We start from the raw sequence: 21,764 nt of genomic DNA on the forward strand, positions 1-21,764 counted from the left end.
TACGGGGCACGGTCCCGTGTCTGCGCAGCGGCATTCCATGCCGCAGCGCGCACGGGATGACAGCGCTGCCCCACACGCTGACCACTCTCGATTCCAGTGGATGACGCCGGCGCTATCTGGCGCCGGCTCGGTTTTTGCTCTCATCTGCACGTCCGGTGCGGTCGCTCCCCCGGCGACCCTGGGGAGCGCGATGCCGATGGGCTATTTTCCGAACTGGACCTTGAAAACCTCCGGCGCCGTGCTGCCGGATGAGCGGCTGCCGACCGGCCAGACCGTGATCGCCGGCCTGCAGCACGTCGTCGCCATGTTCGGCTCGACGGTGCTGGCGCCGGTGCTGATGGGCTTCGACCCGAATGTCGCGATCTTCTTCTCCGGCATCGCGACTCTGCTGTTCTTCGTGATCACGCGCGGCCAATTGCCGAGCTATCTCGGTTCCTCCTTCGCCTTCATCGGCGTCGTCATCGCCGCGACCGGCTATGCCGGCTCCGGCCCCAACCCGAATATCGGCGTGGCGCTCGGCGGCATCATCGCCTGCGGCGCGGTCTATGCCGCGATCGGCCTGATCGTGCAGGGCGTCGGCACCGCCTGGATCGAGAAGCTGCTGCCGCCGGTCGTGACCGGCGCGGTCGTGGCCGCGATCGGCCTCAACCTGACCTCGGTCGCGATCAGCATGATCTCGGCCAGCCCCTATACCAAGTGGATCGCGCTGTTCACGGTCATCGCGGTCGCGCTGGTCGCCGTCTACGGGCGCGGTCTGCCCCAGCGCCTGCCGGTGCTCATCGGCGGCCTCGCGGCCTACATCCTCTATGCGCTGACGGCGTCGAGCTTCGGCGCGCCGACGATCGATTTCGGCAAGATCGGCGCCGCCGCCTGGTTCGGCCTGCCGAAATTCGTGGCGCCGGTCTTCGACATGAAGGCGATCACGCTGATCGTGCCGGTCGCGATCATCCTGGTCGCCGAGAATCTCGGCCATATCAAAGGCATCTCGGTGATGACCGGGCGCAATTTCGACCACCTGATCGGGCGCGGCTTCTTCGCCGATGGTCTCGGCACCATGATCGCCGGCTCGGGCGGCGGCACGGGCGTCACGACCTATGCCGAGAACATGGGCGTGATGGCGGTGACGCGGGTCTATTCGACGCTGGTCTTCGTCGCGGCCGGCGTGATCGCGCTGCTCCTCGGCTTCTCGCCGAAATTCGGCGCGGTGATCGGCACGATCCCCGTTGCGGTGCTCGGCGGCCTCGCGGTCGTGGTCTTCGGCCTGATTGCCGCGACCGCCGGCCGGATCTGGGTCGAGAACAAGGTCGATTTCTCCGAGCCGAAGAACCTGATCACGGTGGCGACCGCGCTGATTCTCGGCGCCGGCGACCTGAAGCTGCCGATCTTCGGCTATGAGCTCGGCGGAATCGGCACCGCGACCTTCGGCGCGATCGTGCTCTACCACCTGCTGAACCGCCGTACGGCCTGATAATCCACAGCACGGCGAAGCCTTTTTCGCCGTGTTTGAAAAATCTGTCACAGATGGGTGGACAGGGGGCGGGGCCTTTGCTACACGCCCCCTGCCTGACGCGGCCAACGCCGCTGACCGGCGACGCTTCGTGGCGTATGGGTGATTAGCTCAGTTGGTAGAGCAGCTGACTCTTAATCAGCGGGTCGTAGGTTCGAGCCCTACATCACCCACCACGACCTTTCCTGAACATCGCTGAATAGATCTCGCCGATGCGAACGGCTCGCGCCTTCGCCGGCTTGAGGGCTGTGCTATCGTCGATGGTGGCGACGGCGGAGCGAGCGGCATCGTGGACGAACTGGAACTGGTGCTGCGGCTTCTGGCCGGCCTTGTGGCTGGCGTCGCAGTCGGCTGGCAGCGGACGCTCCAGCGCAAGAGCGCGGGCCTCAGGACCTTCGGGCTGGTCGGGCTCGGCACCGCTGCGGCGGCGAGCCTGTTCAGCGAGACACTCCATCCCGATGCGGCGAGCCGTGTGGTCCAGGGCGTGCTGACCGGGGTCGGCTTTCTGGGCGCCGGCCTGATCATCCGCCGCGACGGCGACCTGATGCCCCACGGCCTGACCACGGCGGCGGCCATCTGGGTGACCGCAGCGCTCGGCTGCTCCGCAGGCTTGGGCAAATGGTCGGTGACGCTGGCGGCCACGGTTCTGGCGCTCGTGCTGCTGATTCTCGACCATTCGCTGGAAAGTTGGTTGCAGCGCCGCCATCCGCTGCCGAGCGACGAGGGAGCCTCGCGACCGCCGGACTGAGCTGCGGCGCTTCCCTGAGCGGGAGGGAGCCTTTCGGCGGCTCGGGCGTTCCTGTCCGAAAGGACAGGTTTCACATGATGCAATTGGATCAAGGCCTTGCGGCCGCTCCCGGCAATGCACCGGCCATTCCGAATCCGCCGCCCGAGGCGCCACCGCTGATTCCGGGCGAGGTTCCCCCGGCGCCGCCGGTCGAATCGCCGCCGGACGAGGCACCGCAGGGCACCCCGGCCGAACCGCCGCCGGAATTGCCGCTGAATGCGCCGCCGGAGGCTCCTCCGGCGGGGCCGATCGACCTGCCGCCGGGGCGCGATCCGCGCCAGCCACAGGAATAATCCAGCCTAGACCTTCGGAGCGTTGCCTGCGCCGATATCCCAGTAGAGTCCGGCCATGGCGACCAAGCCCTCGCGGGCGATGGCGGTCGGCAGGTGCTCGTCCGGCGCGTGCTGCGAGCAGCCGGGATAGGAATGCGGCACCCAGATCGTGCGCAGCTTCAGGATCTCGGCGAAGATGTCGTTCGGCAGCGAGCCGCCGAGATTGGGCAGCAGCGCCGGCTTCTTGCCGGTGCTCTCCGCGATCGAATCGATCGTGAAGCGGACCCAGGCATCGTCGGGGTCGAGCCGCGTCGCGCCGAAGCGCTCGGTGCCCGGCATGATGATCTCGACCATATTGAAGCCGTGGCGGTCGAGATGGCGGCGGAGCGCCGGGGCGACGTCGCGCGGATCGATGCCGACGACGAAGCGCAGCGCAACACGCGCCCAGGCGCTCGGCGGCACGGCATTGACGGGCGTTTCCGGCACGCCGGACTTCATCGCCAGCACGTCGAAGGAACACCAGCCGAAGACCTGCTCGGCGGGAGAGAGGCCGGGCTCGCCCCAGTTCGGATCGATGGTCGGACCGTCCGGGCCGCCGTCGATCTCGCAATCGGCGAGTGCGCGACGCACGCCGTCGGGCAGCTCCTTCGGCACCCATTCATGGATGCGGATCTGGCCGGTGGGCGAGGTGATCGAGGCGATGGCATGGGCGAGCTGGATCGCCGGATCGGAGAGGATGCCGCCCCAGTTGCCGGAATGGTGGCCGCCCTCGCGGGCCTTGATCTGGAGATCGAAGGTGATGACGCCGCGTGCGCCCAAAAACACGGTCGGGCGCTCGGCATTGAGGCGCGGCCCGTCCGAGGCGATCAGGATATCGGCCTTGAGCAGTTCGGCCTCGTCCTCGCAAAGCTCGCGCAGGCCGGGGGAACCGGATTCCTCGCCCATCTCGATCAGATACTTGGCGTTGAAGCCGAGCTTGCCGCGCGTCTCCAGCACGGCGCGTAGGCCGTTGATGTTGATGAGATGTTGGCCCTTGTTGTCGACGACGCCGCGGCCGTACCAGCGGCCGTCACGCTCGACGAGCTTCCAGGGCGAGAGGCCCTCGCTCCACTGCGCGTCGAGGCCGCGGATGACGTCGCCATGACCGTAGCCGAGGATCGTCGGCAGGGCCGGGTCCTCGATGCGCTCGGCATAGAGGAAGGGGCCGCGCGCCTTGGCATGAGTCAGGATGCGACAGGTGAAGCCGAGCGATTCGAGCAGCGGCTGCATCTCCTTGTCGAGATATTCGCCCAGCACGGGAGCACGGTCGGGGTTCTGGCTTTCGGTGGGGATCGCGACGAGCCGGCTGAGATCGGTCTTCATCCGGCCTGAATCGAAATAGTCCTGAGCTTTCGCGATCGCCTGCGCGCGGGTCATGGTCTTGTCGTCTCCCAATAAGTGGCCGGTACAGTGCCGGTGGACGTGAGGTTGCGCCAGTGCCAAGAGAGCCGGGCGCGCCATGCCTTATCCACGGGGCGGGCGTAGTCGTCATTGCGAGGAGCAAAGCGACGAAGCAATCCAGGGGGCCGGGTCGAACAGTTCAGCCCAGCCCTCCTGGATTGCTTCGCTTCGCTCGCAATGACGGCAAACGCAGAGAGATCGGCTTTTATCCGCCCATGACCATGATCCCGCATCCGCACCAGCTCGTTGCGCGCGACGCCATCCTGGAGGCGCGGGGGAAGGGCGCGGCCGGCTTCCTGCTCGGGGACCTCACCGGGCTCGGCAAGACGCTCTCGGCCTGGCTGGCGCTCTCGGCGATGCCGGAGGAGGAGGTTCTGGTGATCTGCCCTAAGGGCGCGATCCCGCAATGGCGGCGGACCATGGCTTTGTCCGGCCTGCCGGCGAAGCGCGTGACGCTGATGAATTTCGAGAAGACGAAATCGCTGCTCGCGCCTGTCGCCGACAGCAAGAAGCGCTCGACGCGGGCGAAGAACAACGAGATCGCCAAGCATGGCCGGCCGAAGCGCGTCTGGCCGCTCGTGGTGATCGACGAGGCGCATCGCATCCGCAATCCGAACTCGCAGCAGGGGCTGGTCTGCCGGCAGATGGCGGAAGCGGCCGAGTTCACGATCCATATGAGCGCGACCGCCGGGCAGTCGCCGCATGAACTGTCTTATCTCGCACCGCTACTGGCGAAGGCCGCCGGTATGCCGACCGCGGACCTCGACGGGTTTCGCGGGCTGATGAAGCGCCTGAAGATCGGTCGTGCCAAGGGCCGCTGGAAAAACTGGAGCTGGGAGCCGAACGAGGTCGATCGCAAGGTGATGGCCGATCTGCTCTATCGCGGGGCGAACGCGATCGGCCTGCGTCGCCGGCCCGAGGAGATCGCCGGCTGGCCGGAGGTACAGCGCGAGCTGGCGCCGGTCGCGCTCGATACCGCCGCCCGCAAGCTCTATGACGCGACCTGGCGTGAGTTCCGCAAGGAATTGGGCCTGGCTGGTGGTTCGACGCGCAAGCCGCAGGGCTGGGCCGCCGATCTGCGCTTCCGCCAGAAGGCCAGCCTGCTGCGCATTCCCGGCACCGCCGACTTTTGTGAGGACCTGCTGGGCAATGATGAGCAGGTCGCGATCTCCGTCGCCTTCCTCGAGACCAGTGCGATGCTCGCCGAGACTTTGCGAGGGCGCGGCTGGCGCACGGCCGAGATCAATGGCGAGCGTTCGGGCACGCAGAATGAGGAAACGCGCATAGCCTTCCAGGCCGGGCAGCTCGATGCGGTGATCTTCACCGTGACCGAGTCGATCTCGCTGCATCGCGGCGAGATGCCGGGTGGCGAGCGCGAGCGGGCGCTCGTCATCCATGACATGCGCCACAGCGCGATCCAGCTCCAGCAGATCGAGGGGCGCTGCCATCGCGACGGCCAGCACGCGACGATCTTCTACGCCTATGCCGAGGACACGGTGGAGGAGGCGATCGCGGGCACGGTGATCCAACGCATGGCGGCGATGGAAGGGCTTGCCGGCGACGATACGCGGATGCTGGAGGCGATCGCCGGGATCGTCGAGGGCCGCGCGGCCGCGTAGACCCTTGCCGACAGGGCGGGGAACCATGCCGTCATCCCGGGCTTGCCCCGGGATCCATCGTCGGGCGCGGCGTTCTATGATGGATCCCGGATCTCCGCTTCGCTACGTCCGGGATGACGCGCGCATATTATGAGAAACTGTGCCGAACTCTCAGTTGCGGGCGCGCTCGCCGAGTTCCTTTGCGCCCTCGACCGATGAGCTGGTGAGGCGGGCAATGCTGTTCCAGGCGTCGCGCGTATAGGCGCCCTGATGCACGACGGCGTCATAGCCGACGACGAGCACGATGATGACCAGAAGCAGTCGGAACACGAAAACTCTCCTTTTCCAGCCGCATTAACGTCGGGGAGGAAGGGGAGGTTCCGGGGAACGCGTCATTCTCGGGCGAAGCGGAGCTTCGACCCGAGAATCTCAGGACGAGAGGGCACTGGTTTCCGAGATGCTCGGGTCAAGCCCGAGCATGACGCGGTTGTTGCAGGAGGCCTCAGGCCGCCGGCAGCAGTTCCTTCAGCCGGAACAGGGCGATCTTCTCGACCTCCGCCAGTGCCGTCGCGGTTTCTTGTTCCGGCGTGTTCTTCAATCGCACATCGAAGGCGGCGAGGATCTGAGCCTTGGTCGCGCCCTTCACCGCCATGATGAAGGGGATGCCGAAGCGAGCCTTGTAGGCCTCGTTCAAGGCGGTGAAGCGGGCGCGCTCGTCGCTGGTCAGGCGGTCGAGCCCGGCACCGGCCTGCTCCTGCGTTGATTCCGGCGTGAGCTCGCCTGCGGCAGCGAGCTTGCCGGCGAGATCGGGATGGGCGGCGAGCAGGGATTTCTGCTGTTCGTCCGAGCCCTTGCGCATCGCCGCGGCCATCGCCGCGTGCAGGCTGTCCGCGGTGTCATGGCTCGCGCCGATGCCGGCGTTGTGGGCGGCCTCTGCGATCCAGGGCGAATGCTCCCAGACGCGGCCGAAGACCTCGGTGAAGAGGGCCTTCGGTAGCTTCGAGGGCACGTAGCCTCCCTGAGGCGGCTGCGTCCTGACCCAGTGGCGGGCGATGTCGAGGCGGGTCGCGACCCAGACCCGGTCATGGCTCTTCACATAGTCGAGGAAGCGGGCGAGCGCGGCGGCGCGGCCCGGCCGGCCGACGAGGCGGCAATGCAGGCCGATCGACAGCATCTTCGGCGTGGCCTCGCCCTCGGCATAGAGCGTGTCGAACGAGTCCTTGAGATAGGTGAAGAACTGCTCGCCGGTATTGAAGCCCTGCGGCGTGGCGAAGCGCATGTCGTTGGCGTCGAGCGTATAGGGCACAGCGAGCTGCGGCCCCTTCGGGCCGTTCAGCCAGTAGGGCAGCTCGTCGGCATAGATGTCGGCCGTGTAGAGGAAGCCGCCTTCCTCCATCGTCAGCGGAATGGTGTTCTCGGAGGTGCGGCCCTGATAGCAGCCGAGCGGGCGTTCGCCGGTGAGTTCGGTCTGAATGCGGATGGCTTCCAGGATATCGGCGCGTTCGCGCTCCTTGGGCGTGTCGCGATAGTCGATCCATTTCAGGCCGTGGGTCGCGATCTCCCAGCCGGCCTCCTGCATCGAGCCGACGATCTCGGGATAGCGGGCGAGCGCGCTGGCGACGGCGAAGACGGTGACCGGCATGTTCCGCTCGGTGAACATCCGCCAGAGCCGCCAATAGCCGGCGCGGGAGCCGTATTCGTAGATCGACTCCATGTTCATGTGGCGCTGGCCCGGCCAGGGCGCGGCGCCGACGATCTCGGAGAGGAAGGCCTCGGAGGCGGCGTCGCCATGGAGGATGCAGTTCTCGCCGCCTTCCTCGTAATTGATCACGAACTGGACGGCGATGCGGGCCTCGCCCGGCCAATGCGGATGCGGAGCCGCGCGGCCATAGCCCTTCATGTCGCGGGGGTAGGGGGTCTGGGTCATGCTCTAGCTGCCGCGATAGGTGGAATAGCTCCAGGGCGAGGCCAGGAGCGGGACATGATAGCGGCCCTCCGGCTCGGCGATGCCGAAACGGATGGGGACGAGATCGAGGAAGGCGGGCTCGGGCAGGGTGGTGCCGAGCCCGCGGAAATAGACGCCGATCGCGAAGGTCAGTTCATAGGTGCCGGGCACCAGAGCTCCGGTCAGAAGCGGGGCGTCGGTGCGGCCATCGCCGTTGGTCACGGTTTCGGCCAACCGTTCGCGCGAGCCGTCGGCCCTCAGCCGGTCCAGCGTCACCGCGATGCCAGCGCCGGGGCGGCCGTTGACCGTGTCGAGCACATGCGTCGAGAGATGTCCCATGCGTTCTCCTGGGGCGCGGATGCCGAACATGCCCCGTTCTTGACGAGTGTAGAGCGCCGGTCGCGCCGGTGAATATTGGCTTTTGCGATAAGATCATGTTCCCGGATGTCAATCGACGCGGGTGCGCGGGGCGATTTCGGCGGCGGCTAAAGCAGGGTAGCGTCGCATTGCCGAAGCCGCATCGTCGGGATTCGGGAAGGCCACCAGTCCTCGCGGAGCACAGCGCCATGCTCGAAGCCTATCTGATGGAATGGGGTAGCATGATGCTACGCTGGCTCCATGTCATCACGGCGATCGCCTGGATCGGCGCCTCGTTCTTCTTCATCCATCTCGACGCCTCGCTGAAGCCGGCCGAGGACATTCCGCCTGGCACAGGCGGGCGCGCCTGGCAGGTGCATGGCGGCGGCTTCTACGAGATGCGGAAGTACATGGTCGCGCCGGCCGTGATGCCGGCCGAGCTGACCTGGCACAAATGGCAGAGCTACTGGACCTGGATCTCCGGCTTCTTCCTGTTGGTCTGGGTCTATTACGCGCAGTCGGAGCTCTACCTGATCGATCCGGCGGTGATGCAGCTCTCAGCCCTAGCGGCGGGCGCCATCGGCATCGCGGCGCTGGTGATCGGCTGGCTCATCTACGACCTGATGTGCAAGTCGCCGCTCGGCAAGCACGACGTTTGGCTGGGGCTCGTTGGCTTCGGCTATGTCGTCGCGGCGAGCTGGGCCTTCGCCAATGTCTTCTCGGGACGCGGCGCGTTGATCCATACCGGTGCGCTGATGGCGACGATCATGACCGCCAATGTCTTCTTCAACATCATGCCCGGCCAGCGGAAGGTGATTGCGGCTTTGGTCGCGGGCGAGACGCCCGATCCGAAATACGGCAAGGCCGCCAAGCAGCGCTCGACGCACAACAACTACATCACCTTGCCGGTGCTGTTCCTGATGCTGTCGAACCATTATCCGGTGACCTATGCCAATTCGACAGTGATCCCGCTGCTGGTGGCGCTGGTGATCGTGGCCGGCGCGCTGATCCGGCATTTCTTCAATATCCGCCATGCCGACCATGCCAAGTCGCCCTGGTGGTGCTGGGCGGTGGCGATCCTGGCGCTGTGGCTTGCCTTCTGGGTGGCAATGTCGTCCTCGCCCGGCGGGCGCGAGCAGCTCGGCCTCAAGGCGAGCGAGTTGGCTAAGCCCATCCTGCCGGCAGGGATGACGCCGCCGCCGACCGAAGTCGCGAATATCGTATCCGGGCGCTGCGCGATGTGCCACGCGCCGGAGCCGTCATGGCCGGGCATCCAGATCGCGCCGAAGGGCGTGCTGCTGCACGAGCCGGAGCAGATCGCCATGCACGCCCGCGCCATCCGCACGCAGGCGGTGATGACCCATGCGATGCCGCCGAACAACCTTTCGGGCATGACCCCGGCTGAGCGGCAGGTGCTGGCGGGCTGGCTCGCGGCGGCGCGCTGAAGCGCTGCGCTGTCCCCTCTCCCCTTGTGGGAGAGGGTTAGGGTGAGGGGTCGCGCGACGTTTCCCGTCATTGCGAGGAGCGAAGCGACGAAGCAATCCAGGGGGCCGGGTCGAACGTCTCACCCAGTCCCCCTCGATTGCTTCGCTACGCTCGCAATCACGATTCGGACCTGAGCGACCCCTCATCCGGCCCTGCGGGCCACCTTCTCCCGCAAGGGGAGAAGGGAAGGGTGGCGGCGTCCTTCACGCCACCCATTTCCGCTTTCTTCAGCTTGTCCCCGGTCTCGTTCACGAGGGCGTGAACACGTTCAGATTCGGTTCAGGTACGCAGCGTCATGGTCCGGCCACTGACAGGGCTGGAGACAGGATCCCAAAGCGGGACCGTTCGTGCCGAGGACCGTGGGGGTCCAGTTGAAACGCGTTGATGCAAGGGGCGCCGGCTACCTGCTGGCGGCCATCGGTTTCGTCGTGGCATGGGGCATCCTGTGCTGGCCCTGGCTTTCGGGGGCGGTGACGATTCCGTTCGACGCCAAGGCGCATTTCCAGGCGCAGGTGCAGTTCCTCGCCAACGCGATCCATACCGGCCAGTCGCCCTTCTGGAACCACAACGTCTTTGCCGGCTCGCCGCAGATCGCCGACCCGCAATCGCTGATCTTCTCGCCCGCGATCCTGCTCGCGCTGATTTCGCCGGAGCCGAGCTTCCGCGAGGTCGACGCCTATGTGCTGGCGCATCTTCTCGCCGGTGGCTTGGCGCTGATCCTGTTCTTCCGTGATCGCGACTGGCATCCCGCAGGCGGGCTGATGGCGGCCCTGGTCTTCGCCTTCGGCGCCTCGGCGGCCTGGCGGGTCCAGCATGTCGGCCAGATCGCCAGCTTCGCCTTCTTCGCCATCGCCTTCTGGCTGACGGCGCGGATGCTGCAGCGTTCGTCCATTCTCTCCGGCGTCTTCGCCGGTCTTGCCGCAGGCATGATGGTGCTGGAGCCGGACCAGGTCGCGCTGCTTGCCGGCTATGTCCTTGTTGCCATGGTGGTGGCGCACTGGATTTCCGGCGGATGGCCGGCCTTCAAGGCGAGCCTGCTGCCGATCACGGCCGCAAGCGTCGTCGGCCTCGCGGTCATCGCCATGCCATTGATCTGGACCTGGCTCTTCGCCGAGGCGACGACGCGGCCCGAGATCGATTTCGCCATCGCCGCGCGCGGCTCGCTCCATCCGATGTCGCTGCTCTCCGCCGTGGTCGGCGATCTCTACGGCGCCAAGGATCCGGCCGTCGAGTTCTGGGGTCCCTATGGCAATGCGCAGGTGCTCTATCTCTCGCAGAACATGGCGCAGATTTATTTCGGCGCGCTGCCGTTCCTGCTGCTGCTGGCGCCCGGCCTGACGCGCGGCTGGCTTTGGGACAAATCAGTTCGCCCGCTGACGCTGATGCTCGCCTTCATGGTGCTGTTTGCGCTCGGTCGCTATACGCCGCTGTTCCACCTGACCTATGAGTACCTGCCCGGCGTGAAGCAGTTCCGCCGGCCGGCCGACGCGACCTTCCTGATCGGCGGTCTGGCGGCGATCCTTTCGGGCTATGTCCTGCACCGTATCCTGACGGCGGAGGCGGGGATCTCCTTCCGTCGCGACCTGCTGATCGGCGCGGGACTGGTTCTCGGGGCCATCGTGCTCGCGCTCGGAATTTCGCGTGACTGGGGCCATCTCGCCGCTGCCTGGAAGCCGGTCGCGATGGCGCTGGTCTGGTTTGCGGTTGCCGGAGCTGCGTTCTTCGCTTTGCAGCGCTGGCGTGGTGCGCTCGGTACCGCGGCTGCCGCGGTTCTGGTCACCGGCGTGGTCGCCGCCGATCTCGGCGTCAACAATGGCCCGAACGAATCCACCGCGCTGTCGCCGCAGATGTACGACGTGCTGGACGCCCGCACGAAGAACGACACCATCGCGCTGCTGAAGCAGTTGACCTCGCAGCCCGAGGGCTCGCCGCGGCGCGACCGCGTCGAATTGCTCGGCATGGGCTTCGAATGGCCGAATGCCGGCATGGTCCACGGCTTCGACCATACGCTGGGCTACAATCCGCTGCGGCTGGAGGACTTTTCGGAGGCCGTCGGCACCGGCGACGGCATCGCTAAGCCGGCCGACCGCAAGTTCACGCCGCTCTTCCCGTCCTATCGCTGCCGGCTCGCGAACCTGCTGGGCCTGCGTTACATCGCCTCGCCGGTTCCGATCGAGCAGGTCGACCATGCCCTGAGCGAGGGCGATCTCCAGCTGATCGCCCGGACCAAGCAGGGCTATGTCTACGAGAACCCGCGGGCGCTGCCGCGCGTGCAGTTCGTCGGCGGCTGGCAGTTCGCCGATTTCGAGAGCATGAAGCTCTCGGGCCGCTGGCCGGAGACGGACCCGACCCAGGCCGTGCTGCTCGACACCGAGCCGCCGGTCGCGATGCCGGAAGGGCCGGTTGCGGCGCAGGCCGACGTCAAGCTCACGCGCTATCGCAATGCCGAGGTCGAGATCGAGGTCACGACCCCCGTCGCCGGCTTCGTCGTGCTCAACGACATCTGGCATCCCTGGTGGAAGGCCGAGCTCGATGGGGTCGAGACCGAGATCCTGCGGGCCAATGTGCTGTTCCGCGCCGTGCAGGTGCCGGCCGGCACGCATAAGGTGCGCTTCAGCTTCCAGCCGCTCTGGGGAGCGATCGCCGAGCTCAAGGCGCGCATCGAGCCGCAGGAGCCGGAGGATACGCTGCCGCCGGCGCCCAAGCTGAGCGGGCCGCAGATCGTCACCGCGCCGGGCGAGATGCCGATGTTGCCGGGGCCTTCCTTGAGCGTGCGCAATTCGCTGGGGCTCGGTCCGAGCCAGATTCAGCCCGCGCGCAACGGCACGGCCGCCGTGCATATTCCCGGCGACCCGATCGCGCATTGAGCGCGGCGAGGGCCGCGGCTTTCAATCAAGCGGCGCGCGGTCCCGTGTCTGCGCAGCAGCATTGCATGCCGCAGCGCGCACGGGATGACAGGCTTCATGACAGCCGCTACCGGGCAATCGCCCGAGAAAGCCTCGCTCAGGCGACGCCGAGCTTCTTCTGCAGGCTGCTGGAGGAGGTCGTGTACTGGAAGGTCAGCCGCTTCTCCGGATAGACATAGCGGTGGACCTTCTGGGCGCAGAGGGCGGCCTCGTGGAAGCCCGATAGGATGAGCTTGAGTTTGCCCGGATAGGTGTTGATGTCGCCGACGGCGAAGATGCCGGGCACGCTGGTCTCGAACTTCTCGGTGTCGACCGGGATCAGGTTCTCGTGGAGGTTCAGGCCCCAGTCGGCGATCGGGCCGAGCTTCATGGTCAGCCCGAAGAAGGGCAGCAGCGTATCGCAGGCGATGTCGAAGGGCTCGTTGTCGGTGCCACGACAGACGACCGCCTCGAGCTTGCCGTTCTCGCCCTTCAGGCCGGTGATCTGGCCGAGCTTCATGTCCATCTTGCCCTCGGCGACGAGGGCCCGCATCTGCTCGACCGAATGGGGGGCGGCGCGGAAATCGTCGCGGCGATGCATCAGTGTGACGCGGTTGGCGATCGGCTGGAGATTCAGCGTCCAGTCGAGGGCGGAATCGCCGCCGCCGACGATCAGGATGTTGCGGCCGCGGAAGGCCTCCATCTTGCGCACGGCATAGAAGACCGAGCCGGCCTCATAGGCCTCGATGCCGGGGATCGGCGGCTTCTTCGGCTGGAAGGAACCGCCGCCGGCCGCGATGATCACGGTCTTGGTGTCGAAGACGGTGCCGGCATCCGTGGTGACGCGGAAGCGCGGGGCATCAGTCGTGCCGGTCGGCTCGACCGCCTCGATCATCTGGTTGAGATGGAAGGTGGGGCCGAACGGCTTGACCTGCTCCAGCAGGTTGTCGACCAGCGCCTGGCCGGTGACCAGCGGGAAGCCGGGGATGTCGTAGATCGGCTTCTCCGGATAGAGCTCCGCGCATTGCCCGCCGACCTTCGGCAGGATGTCGACGAGATGCGCACGGATATCGAGCAGGCCGAGCTCGAAGACGGCGAAGAGGCCGCAGGGCCCTGCGCCGATGATGACGACGTCGGTGGTGATGACTTCGTTTTCGTTGGCAGCAGCCGTGTCGCTCATGTTTCTACCTTCGAGCCGGTCCAAACTGTCCGATTTAACGAACTCGCGCGGAGGACATGAGGCTTCGAAAGCCGGTTGGCAAGTGGAAAGTGTGGAATCAGCGGGGCGACCGGGGGCAGGGGAAGGGCCTTCTCTTTTCTCCGATCGCCGTAGTGGAATCAGGCTCCGGTATCGGCCTTGAGCCCAGCGGCAGCGATGCCGGCACAGGCGGCGGCCTCGTCATTGTCGGAGGTATCGCCGGAGATGCCGACAGCGCCGAGCAGCGCGCCCTCGGGCGAACGGATCAGCACGCCGCCGGGGACAGGCACGAGCGAACCGCCGACAGCATGGGTCGCGGCCTCCACGAAATAGGGCCGGTCCAACGCCATCTTGTGGATCGCGCGCGAGCCGAGGCCGAGCGCCACCGCGCCATGCGCCTTGCCCAGCGCGATCTCGCCACGCTTCAGGCTGGTGCCGTCCTGAGCGGCGAAGGCCTTCTGCGCGCCGCGCGCGTCGAGGAGGGCGATGGCGAGCGGCTTGAAACCGTTGGCCTCGGCATGGCTGAGCGCGGTCTGGAGGATGGTCTGGGCCTGGGCGAGGGTCAGCATGGGGAACTCCGGTTTCTTTCCGGACGTTCTTGCCAGCCGCAGGCCGCGCGGGAAAGGCCGTCCGGGCGGACCTGCGCGGAAAGGGCGGTAGCCGGCAAGCAAAACACCTTTTCCACTGCGACTTGCATAGGGCCGCCCGACAGGGCTTGATAGCGCAGCGACACGAGGAGGTTTACTCAATGGGTCTGTTCAGTTTCATCAAGGATGCCGGCGCCAAGATCTTCGGCGGCTCGGCCAAGGCGGCGACCGCCGACGATCTTCAGAAGGAACTCGCGGGGCACGGCCTGCCTTCCGACGTCAATATCCAGATCGACGGCGACAAGGTGAAGGTGTCCGGCAAGGCCGTTTCGACGGAAGAGGCCGAAAAGATCATCCTCGCGCTCGGCAACACCACGGGCGTGGCGCAGGTCGAATCGGAACTCGCCGTGACCAAGGAGGCTCCGGCCGCCGTATTCTACACGGTGAAGAAGGGCGACACGCTCTGGAAGATCGCCGAGGAGCATTACGGCAAGGGCCAGGGCGCGAAATACACCGAGATCGTCAAGGCCAATACGCCGCCGGTCAAGAATCCCGACCTGATCCAGCCGGGCTGGGTCCTGCGCATTCCGCCGAAGGCCTGAGGCCTTTCCGCGACCGGGCAGCCGCGGCCTCAGGGCTTCGCGGCTGCCTTTTGATTTTTGGCATCCCGAGCCTCGCCGACAGGTGGTGCTTGCGGGACCGCCGCCCTATCTCAACGGCTCGCCTGACCGAGCTGGAGTGGCCTGCCCATGATCGTGAACGACCTCGATATCGATGCCATCAAGACGGGGTTGGGCGACGGCTCCATCCTGCTCGTCGATGTCCGGGAACCGCATGAATTCGCTGCCGGGCATATTCCGGGCTCCGTCTCGCGCCCTCTCTCGCAATTCGATCCCGCCGACCTGCCGAACGAGCCGGGCAAGCGCATCGTGCTATCCTGCGCGGCGGGCGTGCGCTCGCGGCGCGCGCTCGAATTCGCGCAGTCGGCGGGACTCGACATCGACAGCCACTATGCCGGCGGCTTCAAGGACTGGCTGATGCACGGCGAGCCGGTCGCGCAGGATTGAGGCCTTAGGCCTCATGCGCGCCACGCCGCTCATGACTAAGGATAAGATCATGCTGACCCGAGCTTTCTTCCTCGGCGCCGCCTGCGCTACCGCGCTGCTTCTGACCGCTCCCGGGGCCGGCTGGGCGCAAGGCGCGGCAACGGTGCCTGCCGGCAGCGCGAGCAAGGCCGCCGATGACGACCTTCAGGCCGCGATCACCAAGTCGAACGCCTATACCGGGCTGATGAACCGCACGCTGCGGGCGATCCAGTCCTGGGAACGCTATGGCAGCTGGGTCGACATGAAGAAGGGGCCGACCGGCAAGGAGCGCTACATCACCTACGGGCTCTACAGCCTCTATGACGTCAACAGCGAGATCAAGAAGGCCGAGGAGGCGATGGCGCGCGAGCCGAAGCTGCCGGCGATCGACGAGACCATGGGCCGCTATATCAAGGCCTATCAGGAACTGGCGCCGCTGATCACCAGGGCCGAGCGCTATTACGACCGCAAGGACTATCGCGACGACAATCTTGCCGAGGGCCAGAAGCTGCATGCGCTGATGGTGCCGGCGGCCAAGACCTTCCTGGAGGAGCGCTCCAAGCTCGATGCGCTGATGCGCGTCTACAAGCGCGGGCTCGACCAGCGGGAGCTCGCCTCGGTCGAACAGCGCGAGGGCAAGTCCGCCCGCTGGCAGGTGCGCAACATCATGATCAATGCGCGCGCCGTCATGGACCTGATGCCGAGCAACGAGAGCCCGATCGTCGATCTCAAATCCTTCAACGCGGCGATCGCCGATTATGCCGGCGCGGTCCGCGAGATGGATGCGTTCAAGGACAAGGAGCCGAAGGGCGTGCCCTTCATCGAGAGCCAGGCCAGTTCCTGGCTCGGCAAGCTGCGCGATTTCAGCGAGAAGCTTGCCAAGAGCAAGGGCGATGTCCGGCGCGGCGCGGCGAACGACGCCAACTGGATCGTCAACAACTACAACACCATGGTCTCGCTCTCGGAGACGGCCGTCCGCATGTCGCGCTGAGTTCGATGCGTGCGACGCAGTCCTGGCGCGTGGTGTGCCAGGGCTGACGTGGCGCGGTTTATGCTCCAGTCTTTCACGAGAGAATTTCTTGATTGAACGGAATCGTCATTGCGAGCGCAGCGAAGCAATCCAGGGGCGGCAGAGCTCTACGCCCCCTGGATTGCTTCGTCGCTACGCTCCTCGCAATGACGGCTCCGGATTGGAATGCGCCCTAGACCTAACTGAGGATATGCCTCATGCGTCACATGAAATTCGGTTTCGGCCAGCCTGTGCGGCGGGTCGAGGATCAGCGCCTGACGACCGGCACCGGCCGCTATACGGACGACATAGCCCCTGATGGTGCCTTGCACGCCTTCGTGCTGCGCTCCCCTTACGCGCATGCCCGCTTCGCCGTCGCCGATGTCGAGACCGCCCGCAAGATGAAGGGCGTCAAGCTCATCCTGACCGGCGCGGATGTTTCCCAATATGGCGACCTGCCCTGCAAGGGGCATGTGAAGACGATCACCGGCGAGATGTCCAAGTCTCTCCCGGTCCCGGTGCTGCCGACCGACACCGTCCGCCATGTCGGCGAGGCGGTCGCCTTCATCGTCGCGGAGACGCTGGCGCAGGCGCGCGATGCGGCGGAGGCGATCGCAATCGACTGGGACCCGCTGCCGGCCGTGACCGGCATCGCCGAGGCGCTGGACGCCAGCGCGCCGCAGGTCTGGCCCGACCGGAAGCGCAATGTTGCCTTCGAGGCCGAGCAGGGCGACCGCGGGAAGACCGAGAAGGCCTTCGCCAAGGCGGCGCGCACCGTCTCGGTGACCGTCGTCAACAACCGGCTCGCCTCCAACTACATGGAGACGCGCGCCTGCATCGCCGAGTATGACAAGGCCGAGAAGCGCTGGACCCTGACTTTGGGTAGCCAGGGCAGCCACGGCATGCGCGACCTGATCGCGACCTATGTGCTCAAGGTCGATCCCAAGCGCATCCGCGTGGTGACGCCGGATGTCGGCGGCGGCTTCGGCACCAAGATCTTCCTCTATCGCGAATATCCGCTGGCGATGATCGCGGCCGAGAAGCTGAAGCGGCCGGTGCGCTGGGTCGCCGACCGCAACGAGCATTTCCTTGCCGACACGCATGGCCGCGCCAATCTCGCGACGGCGACGATGGCGCTCGACGCCAAGGGCAGGTTCATCGGCCTCAAGGTCGATCTCTCGGCCGAGATGGGCGCCTATCTCTCGCAATATGGGCCCTTCATCCCCTGGGTCGGCACGACGATGACGCCGGGCTGCTACAATATCCCGGCCGTGCATGTCGTCTTCCGAGGCGTGCTGACCCACACCACGCCGGTCGATGCCTATCGCGGCGCGGGCCGGCCCGAAGCGGCCTATCTGATCGAGCGGCTGGTCGATGCCATCGCGCGCGAGACCGGCAAGGCGCCCGACGCGGTGCGTGCGCAGAACTTCGTCAAGCCGTCGGAAATGCCGCACAAGACCCAGACCGGGCCTGTCTACGATTCCGGCGAGTTCGAGGGCCATATGCGCCGCGCCATGGATGTGGCCGACTGGAAGGGCTTCAAGGCTCGCCAGAAGGCCTCCGCCAAGGCCGGCAAGATCCGCGGCATCGGCATGGCCAGCTATATCGAGGCCTGCGGCGGCGGCGGGCCGGAGAGCTCGACCGTGATCCTGGAGAAGGATGGCACCGTCACCGTGCTGATCGGGACGCAGTCGAACGGGCAAGGGCACGAGACCGCCTATTCGCAGCTCGTCTCGCAGCACCTCGACATCCCGATGGACCGCATCCGCGTCGTGCAGGGCGATACCGACCGGGTCGAGACCGGCTCCGGCACCGGCGGCTCGCGCTCGATTCCGGTCGGCGGCGCGGCGCTCGACAAGGCGACGGGGATTCTCACCGACAATCTCAAGCAGCTCGCCTCCGAGAAGCTCGAGGCGGCGGTGGGCGATCTCGAGATCGCCGATGGTTCGGTCAGGATCGTCGGTACCGACAAGTCGCTCGATCTCGCGGCCATCGCGGCGCTGCCGGGCGCGACGCCGGCCATGCTCAAGGTCCATCAGAGCTGGACCCCGCCGGAGGCGACCTATCCGAACGGCACCCATGTCTGCGAGCTGGAGATCGACCCGGGCACCGGTGGCACGGAGATCCTCAACTATGTCGTGGTCGACGATTTCGGCGTGACGCTGAACCCGCTGATGCTGCAGGGCCAGGTCCATGGCGGCTCGGCCCAAGGTATCGGCCAGGCGCTGATGGAGGAGATCCGCTTCGACCCGGACGGGCAGATGCTGACCGCGACCTTCATGGACTATGCCATGCCGCGCGCCGTCGACGTCCCGAACTTCCATTTCGAGACGCGCAATGTCCGTTGCCTGACCAATGCCATCGGCGTGAAGGGGGCGGGCGAAGCGGGTGCGATCGGGGCCTGCCCGGCGGTGATGAATGCGGTGGTCGATGCACTCGACCGGGCCGCCGGTATCAAGGCCATGGACATGCCGGCGACGCCGCTCAAGGTCTTCACGGCGCTGAAGGAGGCTGGTTATCGGCTTTGATGCAAGAACGGGCTTGCGATATCGCAAGCCCGTTCACGCAAAAGCGACTTGGCTTGGCGCGTGATCATCGTTTGATCTGGAAACGTTCAAAACAGCGCCGGATGGCGCGGGCTTGTCTATGAGGGAAACTGAATGATCCGCACTGCTCTCGTTCTTGCCGGCCTCGGGCTAGGCCTTACCGCCGTGATGGCGCAGTCGAACCCGATTGCTGAGCGCCAGCAGACGATGAAGGCAGTCGGCGCCGCGACGCGTGAGGGCGCGGCCATGGCCAAGGGCGATGCCGCTTTCGATGCCACGAAGGCGCAGGCGGTCTTCAAGACCTATGCCGACGCGGCCAAGAAGATGCCGACCCTGTTCCCCGATTCCTCCAAGGCCGGCGGCGAGACCACAGCCGCTCCGAAGATCTGGGAGGATCAGGCCGGGTTTAAGGCCGCTTTCGTCAAGTTCGAGGCCGACGCGGGCGCGGGCGCGGGCGTTGCGAATCTTGACGGTTTCCGCACCGCCTTCGGCGCGGCGACCAAGAATTGCGGCACCTGCCACGAGGCTTATCGCATCAAGAAGTGATCGGCTTCGCGGTCGGTTCGGAAAGCGGGCGCCAGCGATGGCCGCCCGTTTTTTGCGAGAACCTTGGCATTTCCTCCGCCGTCATGCTCGGGCTTGACCCGAGCATCTCAAGACGCGGAGGCTCGGGGCCCTCCTCTGGCCCGTCATTCTTGGTCTGCGCTTCGCTTCGCCCGAGAATGACGGTGCGGCTTGCTGGAGGCTAAAACGCAGTCTGGAACTGCTGCGTTTTCAGGGTTGCCGATGCGAGGCTGGCCCGTCAAATCTGTGGATCTGCTGACGGGAGACCTCGATGCTGTTGCTGCGCCGCCTTTTCGTGACCCTCGTTCTTCTGGCGGTGGTGGGGTTCGCTGGCTTCTATGGGCTCACCGATCCGCGCCTGGTCTCGCCCTCGCCCGAGATCGGGGCTCTGCCGGCGGCGGACGTCGAGAACGGCAAGCTGCTGTTCTCGGCGGGCGGCTGCACCTCCTGCCACGCGACGCCGGGGCAGGACGACAAGCTCAGGCTCGGCGGCGGCCTTGCGCTGGAATCGCCCTTCGGCACCTTTCATGCGCCGAACATCTCGCCGCATACGCGCGACGGCATCGGCAATTGGGGCGTACAGGATTTCGTCGACGCGATGGCGGCGGGCGTCTCACCCTCCGGGCAGCATCTCTACCCGTCCTTCCCCTATACCTCCTATCGGCTGATGCCGCCGAAGGCGCTCGCCGATCTCTTCGCCTATATCCGCACGTTGCCGCCGGTCGAGGGCAAGGCCGCGCCGCATGATCTGCGCTTCCCCTTCAATATCCGCCGGGTCGTTGGCGGCTGGAAGCTGCTGTTCTTCGAAGGCGCATCCTTCCGGCCGGATCCGACGAAGAGCGAGGCCTGGAACCGCGGCGCCTATCTCGTCAACGGCCCTGGCCATTGCGCCGAGTGCCATTCCGCCCGCAATGCGCTTGGCGCCATCATTCCCTCGACCCGCTTCGCCGGCGGGCCGGATCCCGAAGGCAAGGGCTGGGTGCCGAACATCACCCAGTCCGAGAAGGGGCTGGCCAAATGGTCGAAGGAGGAGATCGCCGAGCTCCTGAAGACCGGCTTCACCCCCAGCTTCGACAGCGTCGGCGGCTCGATGGCTTCGGTCGTGCGCAATATCGCGCAATTGCCCGAGGCGGACCGCATGGCGATGGCGGAGTACCTGAAGTCGCTGCCGGCGATCGAAGGGCCGGCGCGGCCGCAGACCAAGGCGCCCTGAAACGTCGAGCGACGTTACATGTGTTTCAAGGCCCTGATGGTCGACGTCGATGGCGTTGTGATCGTGCATCCAGACCCGCAAGGCTGGTCGGCGCATCTCGAGCGCGATCTCGGCCTGTCGCCGGCGCTGTTGCAGTCGGCGTTCTTCGCGCCGCATTGGCCGGACATCATTCTGGGGCGAGCTGGCTTGCGCGAGCGCCTCGCGCCGGTGCTGGCAGAGATCGCGCCGGGACTGAGCGCTGACAGGTTGATCCGCTACTGGTTCGCGAACGATGCCCATCTCGACCAGGGCCTGCTGGCGCAGCTCGCGCCGATCCGGGCCGGCGGCGTGAAGCTGCATCTCGCAACCGTGCAGGAGCATGAGCGCGCCCGTTACATCTGGGACGAGCTCGCGCTGAAACGGCATTTCGACGGTATGCACTACGCAGCCGAGCTCGGCTGCGCCAAGCCGGACGGAGCCTTCTACCGCGCCGTCGCGGCGCGGAGCGGCTTATCTCCCGAAGAGATCTTCTTCATCGACGACAAGCAGGCCAATGTCGACGCGGCGCGCGGGGAAGGGTGGAGTGCTGCCCTCTGGGACGGCACACGGCCGCTTGTGGCGCTGATCATCGAAGCGGCCGGGCGCCCACCTATTCCATCACCGCCGCCTTGAGGATGCAGACCATCAGGGCGGTGCCGGGCTCGCTGCCGACGCAGCGCACGACATGGCGGCGGTCGCAGCGATAGCGCAGCGTCTCACCCGCCTTGGCGCGCTGGACGATGTCGCCGACCTCGACCTCGAACTCGCCCGAAGTCACCGAGAGCGATTCGATCGAGCCGCGCTGGTGGCCCTCGGAATCGAGCTCGCCGCCGGGCTCGGCGCTGACCTCGTACCATTGCAGCCATTCCACCGTCTTGATCCAGCCGACGATGGCGAGGCGCAGCTTGCCGTCCTCGGAGACGAGGATCGGGGTGTCGGCGCGGGTGGTCTTGTCGATGAAGGGCTCTTCCTCGCCGCTGGAGAGCACGCGCTCGATCGAGATGTCGAGGGCCTGCGACAGCCGCCAGATCGTCGCCAGCGTCGGATTGGTCTCGTTGCGCTCGATCTGGCTGATGATCGACTTGGCGACGCCGGACTGCTCGGCGAGGTCGGAGAGCGAGAAATTATAGGCCTTGCGCAGGCGCTGGATGGTCTTGCCGAGCTGGCCCGAGATGACCTGAGCTCCGGATTCAAGCTCCCGCCCGCCGCGCTCCTTGGTCTCGATTCCCATCCGTCCGGCCCCTTTTCGACTGTGATGCCGTTTGTAA

General features: G+C 66.3%; 20 protein-coding genes and 1 tRNA gene. 14 read left to right on the plus strand and 7 right to left on the minus strand.

Features of this window, described 5'->3' with window-relative positions; genetic code table 11:
- The first annotated feature begins 196 nt into the window (after window positions 1-196).
- The 4 genes from Q0Q02_RS05075 (at window position 197) to Q0Q02_RS05090 (ending at window position 2,587) form a co-directional block, all read left to right on the plus strand.
- The gene (locus Q0Q02_RS05075) at window positions 197-1,468 is read left to right on the plus strand and encodes a solute carrier family 23 protein (RefSeq protein ID WP_293807484.1); all 1,272 of its coding nucleotides are present in this window, start codon (window positions 197-199) and stop codon (window positions 1,466-1,468) included.
- A gap of 139 nt (window positions 1,469-1,607) precedes the next feature.
- Window positions 1,608-1,683: transfer RNA gene (locus Q0Q02_RS05080), tRNA-Lys, on the plus strand.
- A 113-nt stretch (window positions 1,684-1,796) separates the two neighbouring features.
- On the plus strand, window positions 1,797-2,255 hold the full coding sequence (locus Q0Q02_RS05085; protein WP_293807485.1) for an MgtC/SapB family protein: 459 nt from the start codon (window positions 1,797-1,799) through the stop codon (window positions 2,253-2,255).
- A gap of 74 nt (window positions 2,256-2,329) precedes the next feature.
- A complete protein-coding gene (locus Q0Q02_RS05090) occupies window positions 2,330-2,587 on the plus strand; it encodes a hypothetical protein (protein ID WP_293807486.1) in 258 nt (85 codons plus the stop codon).
- 6 nt (window positions 2,588-2,593) lie between these two features.
- On the opposite strand, the gene Q0Q02_RS05095 is transcribed toward Q0Q02_RS05090, so the two are convergent.
- Complete coding sequence (locus Q0Q02_RS05095) at window positions 2,594-3,982, minus strand: M20 family metallopeptidase (RefSeq protein WP_293807487.1); 1,389 nt, start codon at window positions 3,980-3,982, stop codon at window positions 2,594-2,596.
- A gap of 239 nt (window positions 3,983-4,221) precedes the next feature.
- On the opposite strand from Q0Q02_RS05095, the gene Q0Q02_RS05100 reads away from it, so the two are divergent.
- Window positions 4,222-5,625: an SNF2-related protein gene (locus tag Q0Q02_RS05100; RefSeq protein ID WP_293807488.1), complete on the plus strand. Its 1,404-nt coding sequence runs from the start codon at window positions 4,222-4,224 to the stop codon at window positions 5,623-5,625.
- Between the two features lie 150 nt (window positions 5,626-5,775).
- Here the strand turns inward: Q0Q02_RS05100 and Q0Q02_RS05105 are convergent, their stop codons facing one another.
- The 3 genes from Q0Q02_RS05105 to uraH form a co-directional block, all read right to left on the minus strand.
- Entirely contained in the window at window positions 5,776-5,934 is a 159-nt protein-coding gene (locus Q0Q02_RS05105) for a hypothetical protein (RefSeq protein ID WP_293807489.1), read from the minus strand.
- Between the two features lie 172 nt (window positions 5,935-6,106).
- The gene (gene puuE / locus Q0Q02_RS05110; RefSeq protein ID WP_293807490.1) at window positions 6,107-7,531 is read right to left on the minus strand and encodes an allantoinase PuuE; all 1,425 of its coding nucleotides are present in this window, start codon (window positions 7,529-7,531) and stop codon (window positions 6,107-6,109) included.
- A gap of 3 nt (window positions 7,532-7,534) precedes the next feature.
- Window positions 7,535-7,888 carry a hydroxyisourate hydrolase gene (gene uraH / locus Q0Q02_RS05115; RefSeq protein ID WP_293807491.1) on the minus strand — a complete coding sequence of 118 codons (354 nt, stop codon included), beginning with the start codon at window positions 7,886-7,888 and terminating at the stop codon, window positions 7,535-7,537.
- 227 nt (window positions 7,889-8,115) lie between these two features.
- Here uraH and Q0Q02_RS05120 point away from each other — a divergent pair, with 227 nt between their 5' ends.
- Both Q0Q02_RS05120 and Q0Q02_RS05125 read left to right on the plus strand, forming a co-directional pair.
- On the plus strand, window positions 8,116-9,351 hold the full coding sequence (locus tag Q0Q02_RS05120; RefSeq protein WP_293807492.1) for a urate hydroxylase PuuD: 1,236 nt from the start codon (window positions 8,116-8,118) through the stop codon (window positions 9,349-9,351).
- A gap of 411 nt (window positions 9,352-9,762) precedes the next feature.
- Complete coding sequence (locus Q0Q02_RS05125) at window positions 9,763-12,258, plus strand: hypothetical protein (protein WP_293807493.1); 2,496 nt, start codon at window positions 9,763-9,765, stop codon at window positions 12,256-12,258.
- A gap of 136 nt (window positions 12,259-12,394) precedes the next feature.
- Here Q0Q02_RS05125 and Q0Q02_RS05130 read toward each other — a convergent pair whose 3' ends face one another.
- Both Q0Q02_RS05130 and Q0Q02_RS05135 read right to left on the minus strand, forming a co-directional pair.
- Window positions 12,395-13,456: an NAD(P)/FAD-dependent oxidoreductase gene (locus Q0Q02_RS05130; RefSeq protein WP_293807494.1), complete on the minus strand. Its 1,062-nt coding sequence runs from the start codon at window positions 13,454-13,456 to the stop codon at window positions 12,395-12,397.
- A gap of 158 nt (window positions 13,457-13,614) precedes the next feature.
- Entirely contained in the window at window positions 13,615-14,043 is a 429-nt protein-coding gene (locus Q0Q02_RS05135) for a heme-binding protein (RefSeq protein ID WP_293807495.1), read from the minus strand.
- 179 nt (window positions 14,044-14,222) lie between these two features.
- On the opposite strand from Q0Q02_RS05135, the gene lysM reads away from it, so the two are divergent.
- The 7 genes from lysM (at window position 14,223) to Q0Q02_RS05170 (ending at window position 21,129) form a co-directional block, all read left to right on the plus strand.
- On the plus strand, window positions 14,223-14,663 hold the full coding sequence (lysM, locus tag Q0Q02_RS05140; protein ID WP_199091732.1) for a peptidoglycan-binding protein LysM: 441 nt from the start codon (window positions 14,223-14,225) through the stop codon (window positions 14,661-14,663).
- Window positions 14,664-14,810: 147 nt separating this feature from the next.
- Complete coding sequence (locus Q0Q02_RS05145; RefSeq protein WP_293807496.1) at window positions 14,811-15,128, plus strand: rhodanese-like domain-containing protein; 318 nt, start codon at window positions 14,811-14,813, stop codon at window positions 15,126-15,128.
- 49 nt (window positions 15,129-15,177) lie between these two features.
- Complete coding sequence (locus tag Q0Q02_RS05150; protein WP_293807497.1) at window positions 15,178-16,137, plus strand: YiiG family protein; 960 nt, start codon at window positions 15,178-15,180, stop codon at window positions 16,135-16,137.
- Between the two features lie 236 nt (window positions 16,138-16,373).
- Window positions 16,374-18,683, plus strand: a complete 2,310-nt coding sequence (locus Q0Q02_RS05155; protein ID WP_293807498.1) for a xanthine dehydrogenase family protein molybdopterin-binding subunit — start codon at window positions 16,374-16,376, stop codon at window positions 18,681-18,683.
- Window positions 18,684-18,815: 132 nt separating this feature from the next.
- Complete coding sequence (locus Q0Q02_RS05160) at window positions 18,816-19,247, plus strand: cytochrome c (RefSeq protein ID WP_293807499.1); 432 nt, start codon at window positions 18,816-18,818, stop codon at window positions 19,245-19,247.
- A gap of 289 nt (window positions 19,248-19,536) precedes the next feature.
- The gene (locus Q0Q02_RS05165; protein ID WP_293807500.1) at window positions 19,537-20,478 is read left to right on the plus strand and encodes a cytochrome c; all 942 of its coding nucleotides are present in this window, start codon (window positions 19,537-19,539) and stop codon (window positions 20,476-20,478) included.
- Between the two features lie 18 nt (window positions 20,479-20,496).
- Window positions 20,497-21,129 carry an HAD-IA family hydrolase gene (locus Q0Q02_RS05170; RefSeq protein WP_293807501.1) on the plus strand — a complete coding sequence of 211 codons (633 nt, stop codon included), beginning with the start codon at window positions 20,497-20,499 and terminating at the stop codon, window positions 21,127-21,129.
- Here the strand turns inward: Q0Q02_RS05170 and Q0Q02_RS05175 are convergent.
- Window positions 21,107-21,727 (minus strand): XRE family transcriptional regulator, encoded by a 621-nt coding sequence (locus Q0Q02_RS05175; protein ID WP_293807502.1) that lies wholly within the window; start codon window positions 21,725-21,727, stop codon window positions 21,107-21,109. The genes Q0Q02_RS05170 and Q0Q02_RS05175 overlap by 23 nt on opposite strands.
- Window positions 21,728-21,764: the final 37 nt, after the last annotated feature.

The sequence above is a fragment of the uncultured Allobosea sp. genome (assembly GCF_945956895.1).
Lineage (GTDB): Bacteria > Pseudomonadota > Alphaproteobacteria > Rhizobiales > Beijerinckiaceae > Allobosea.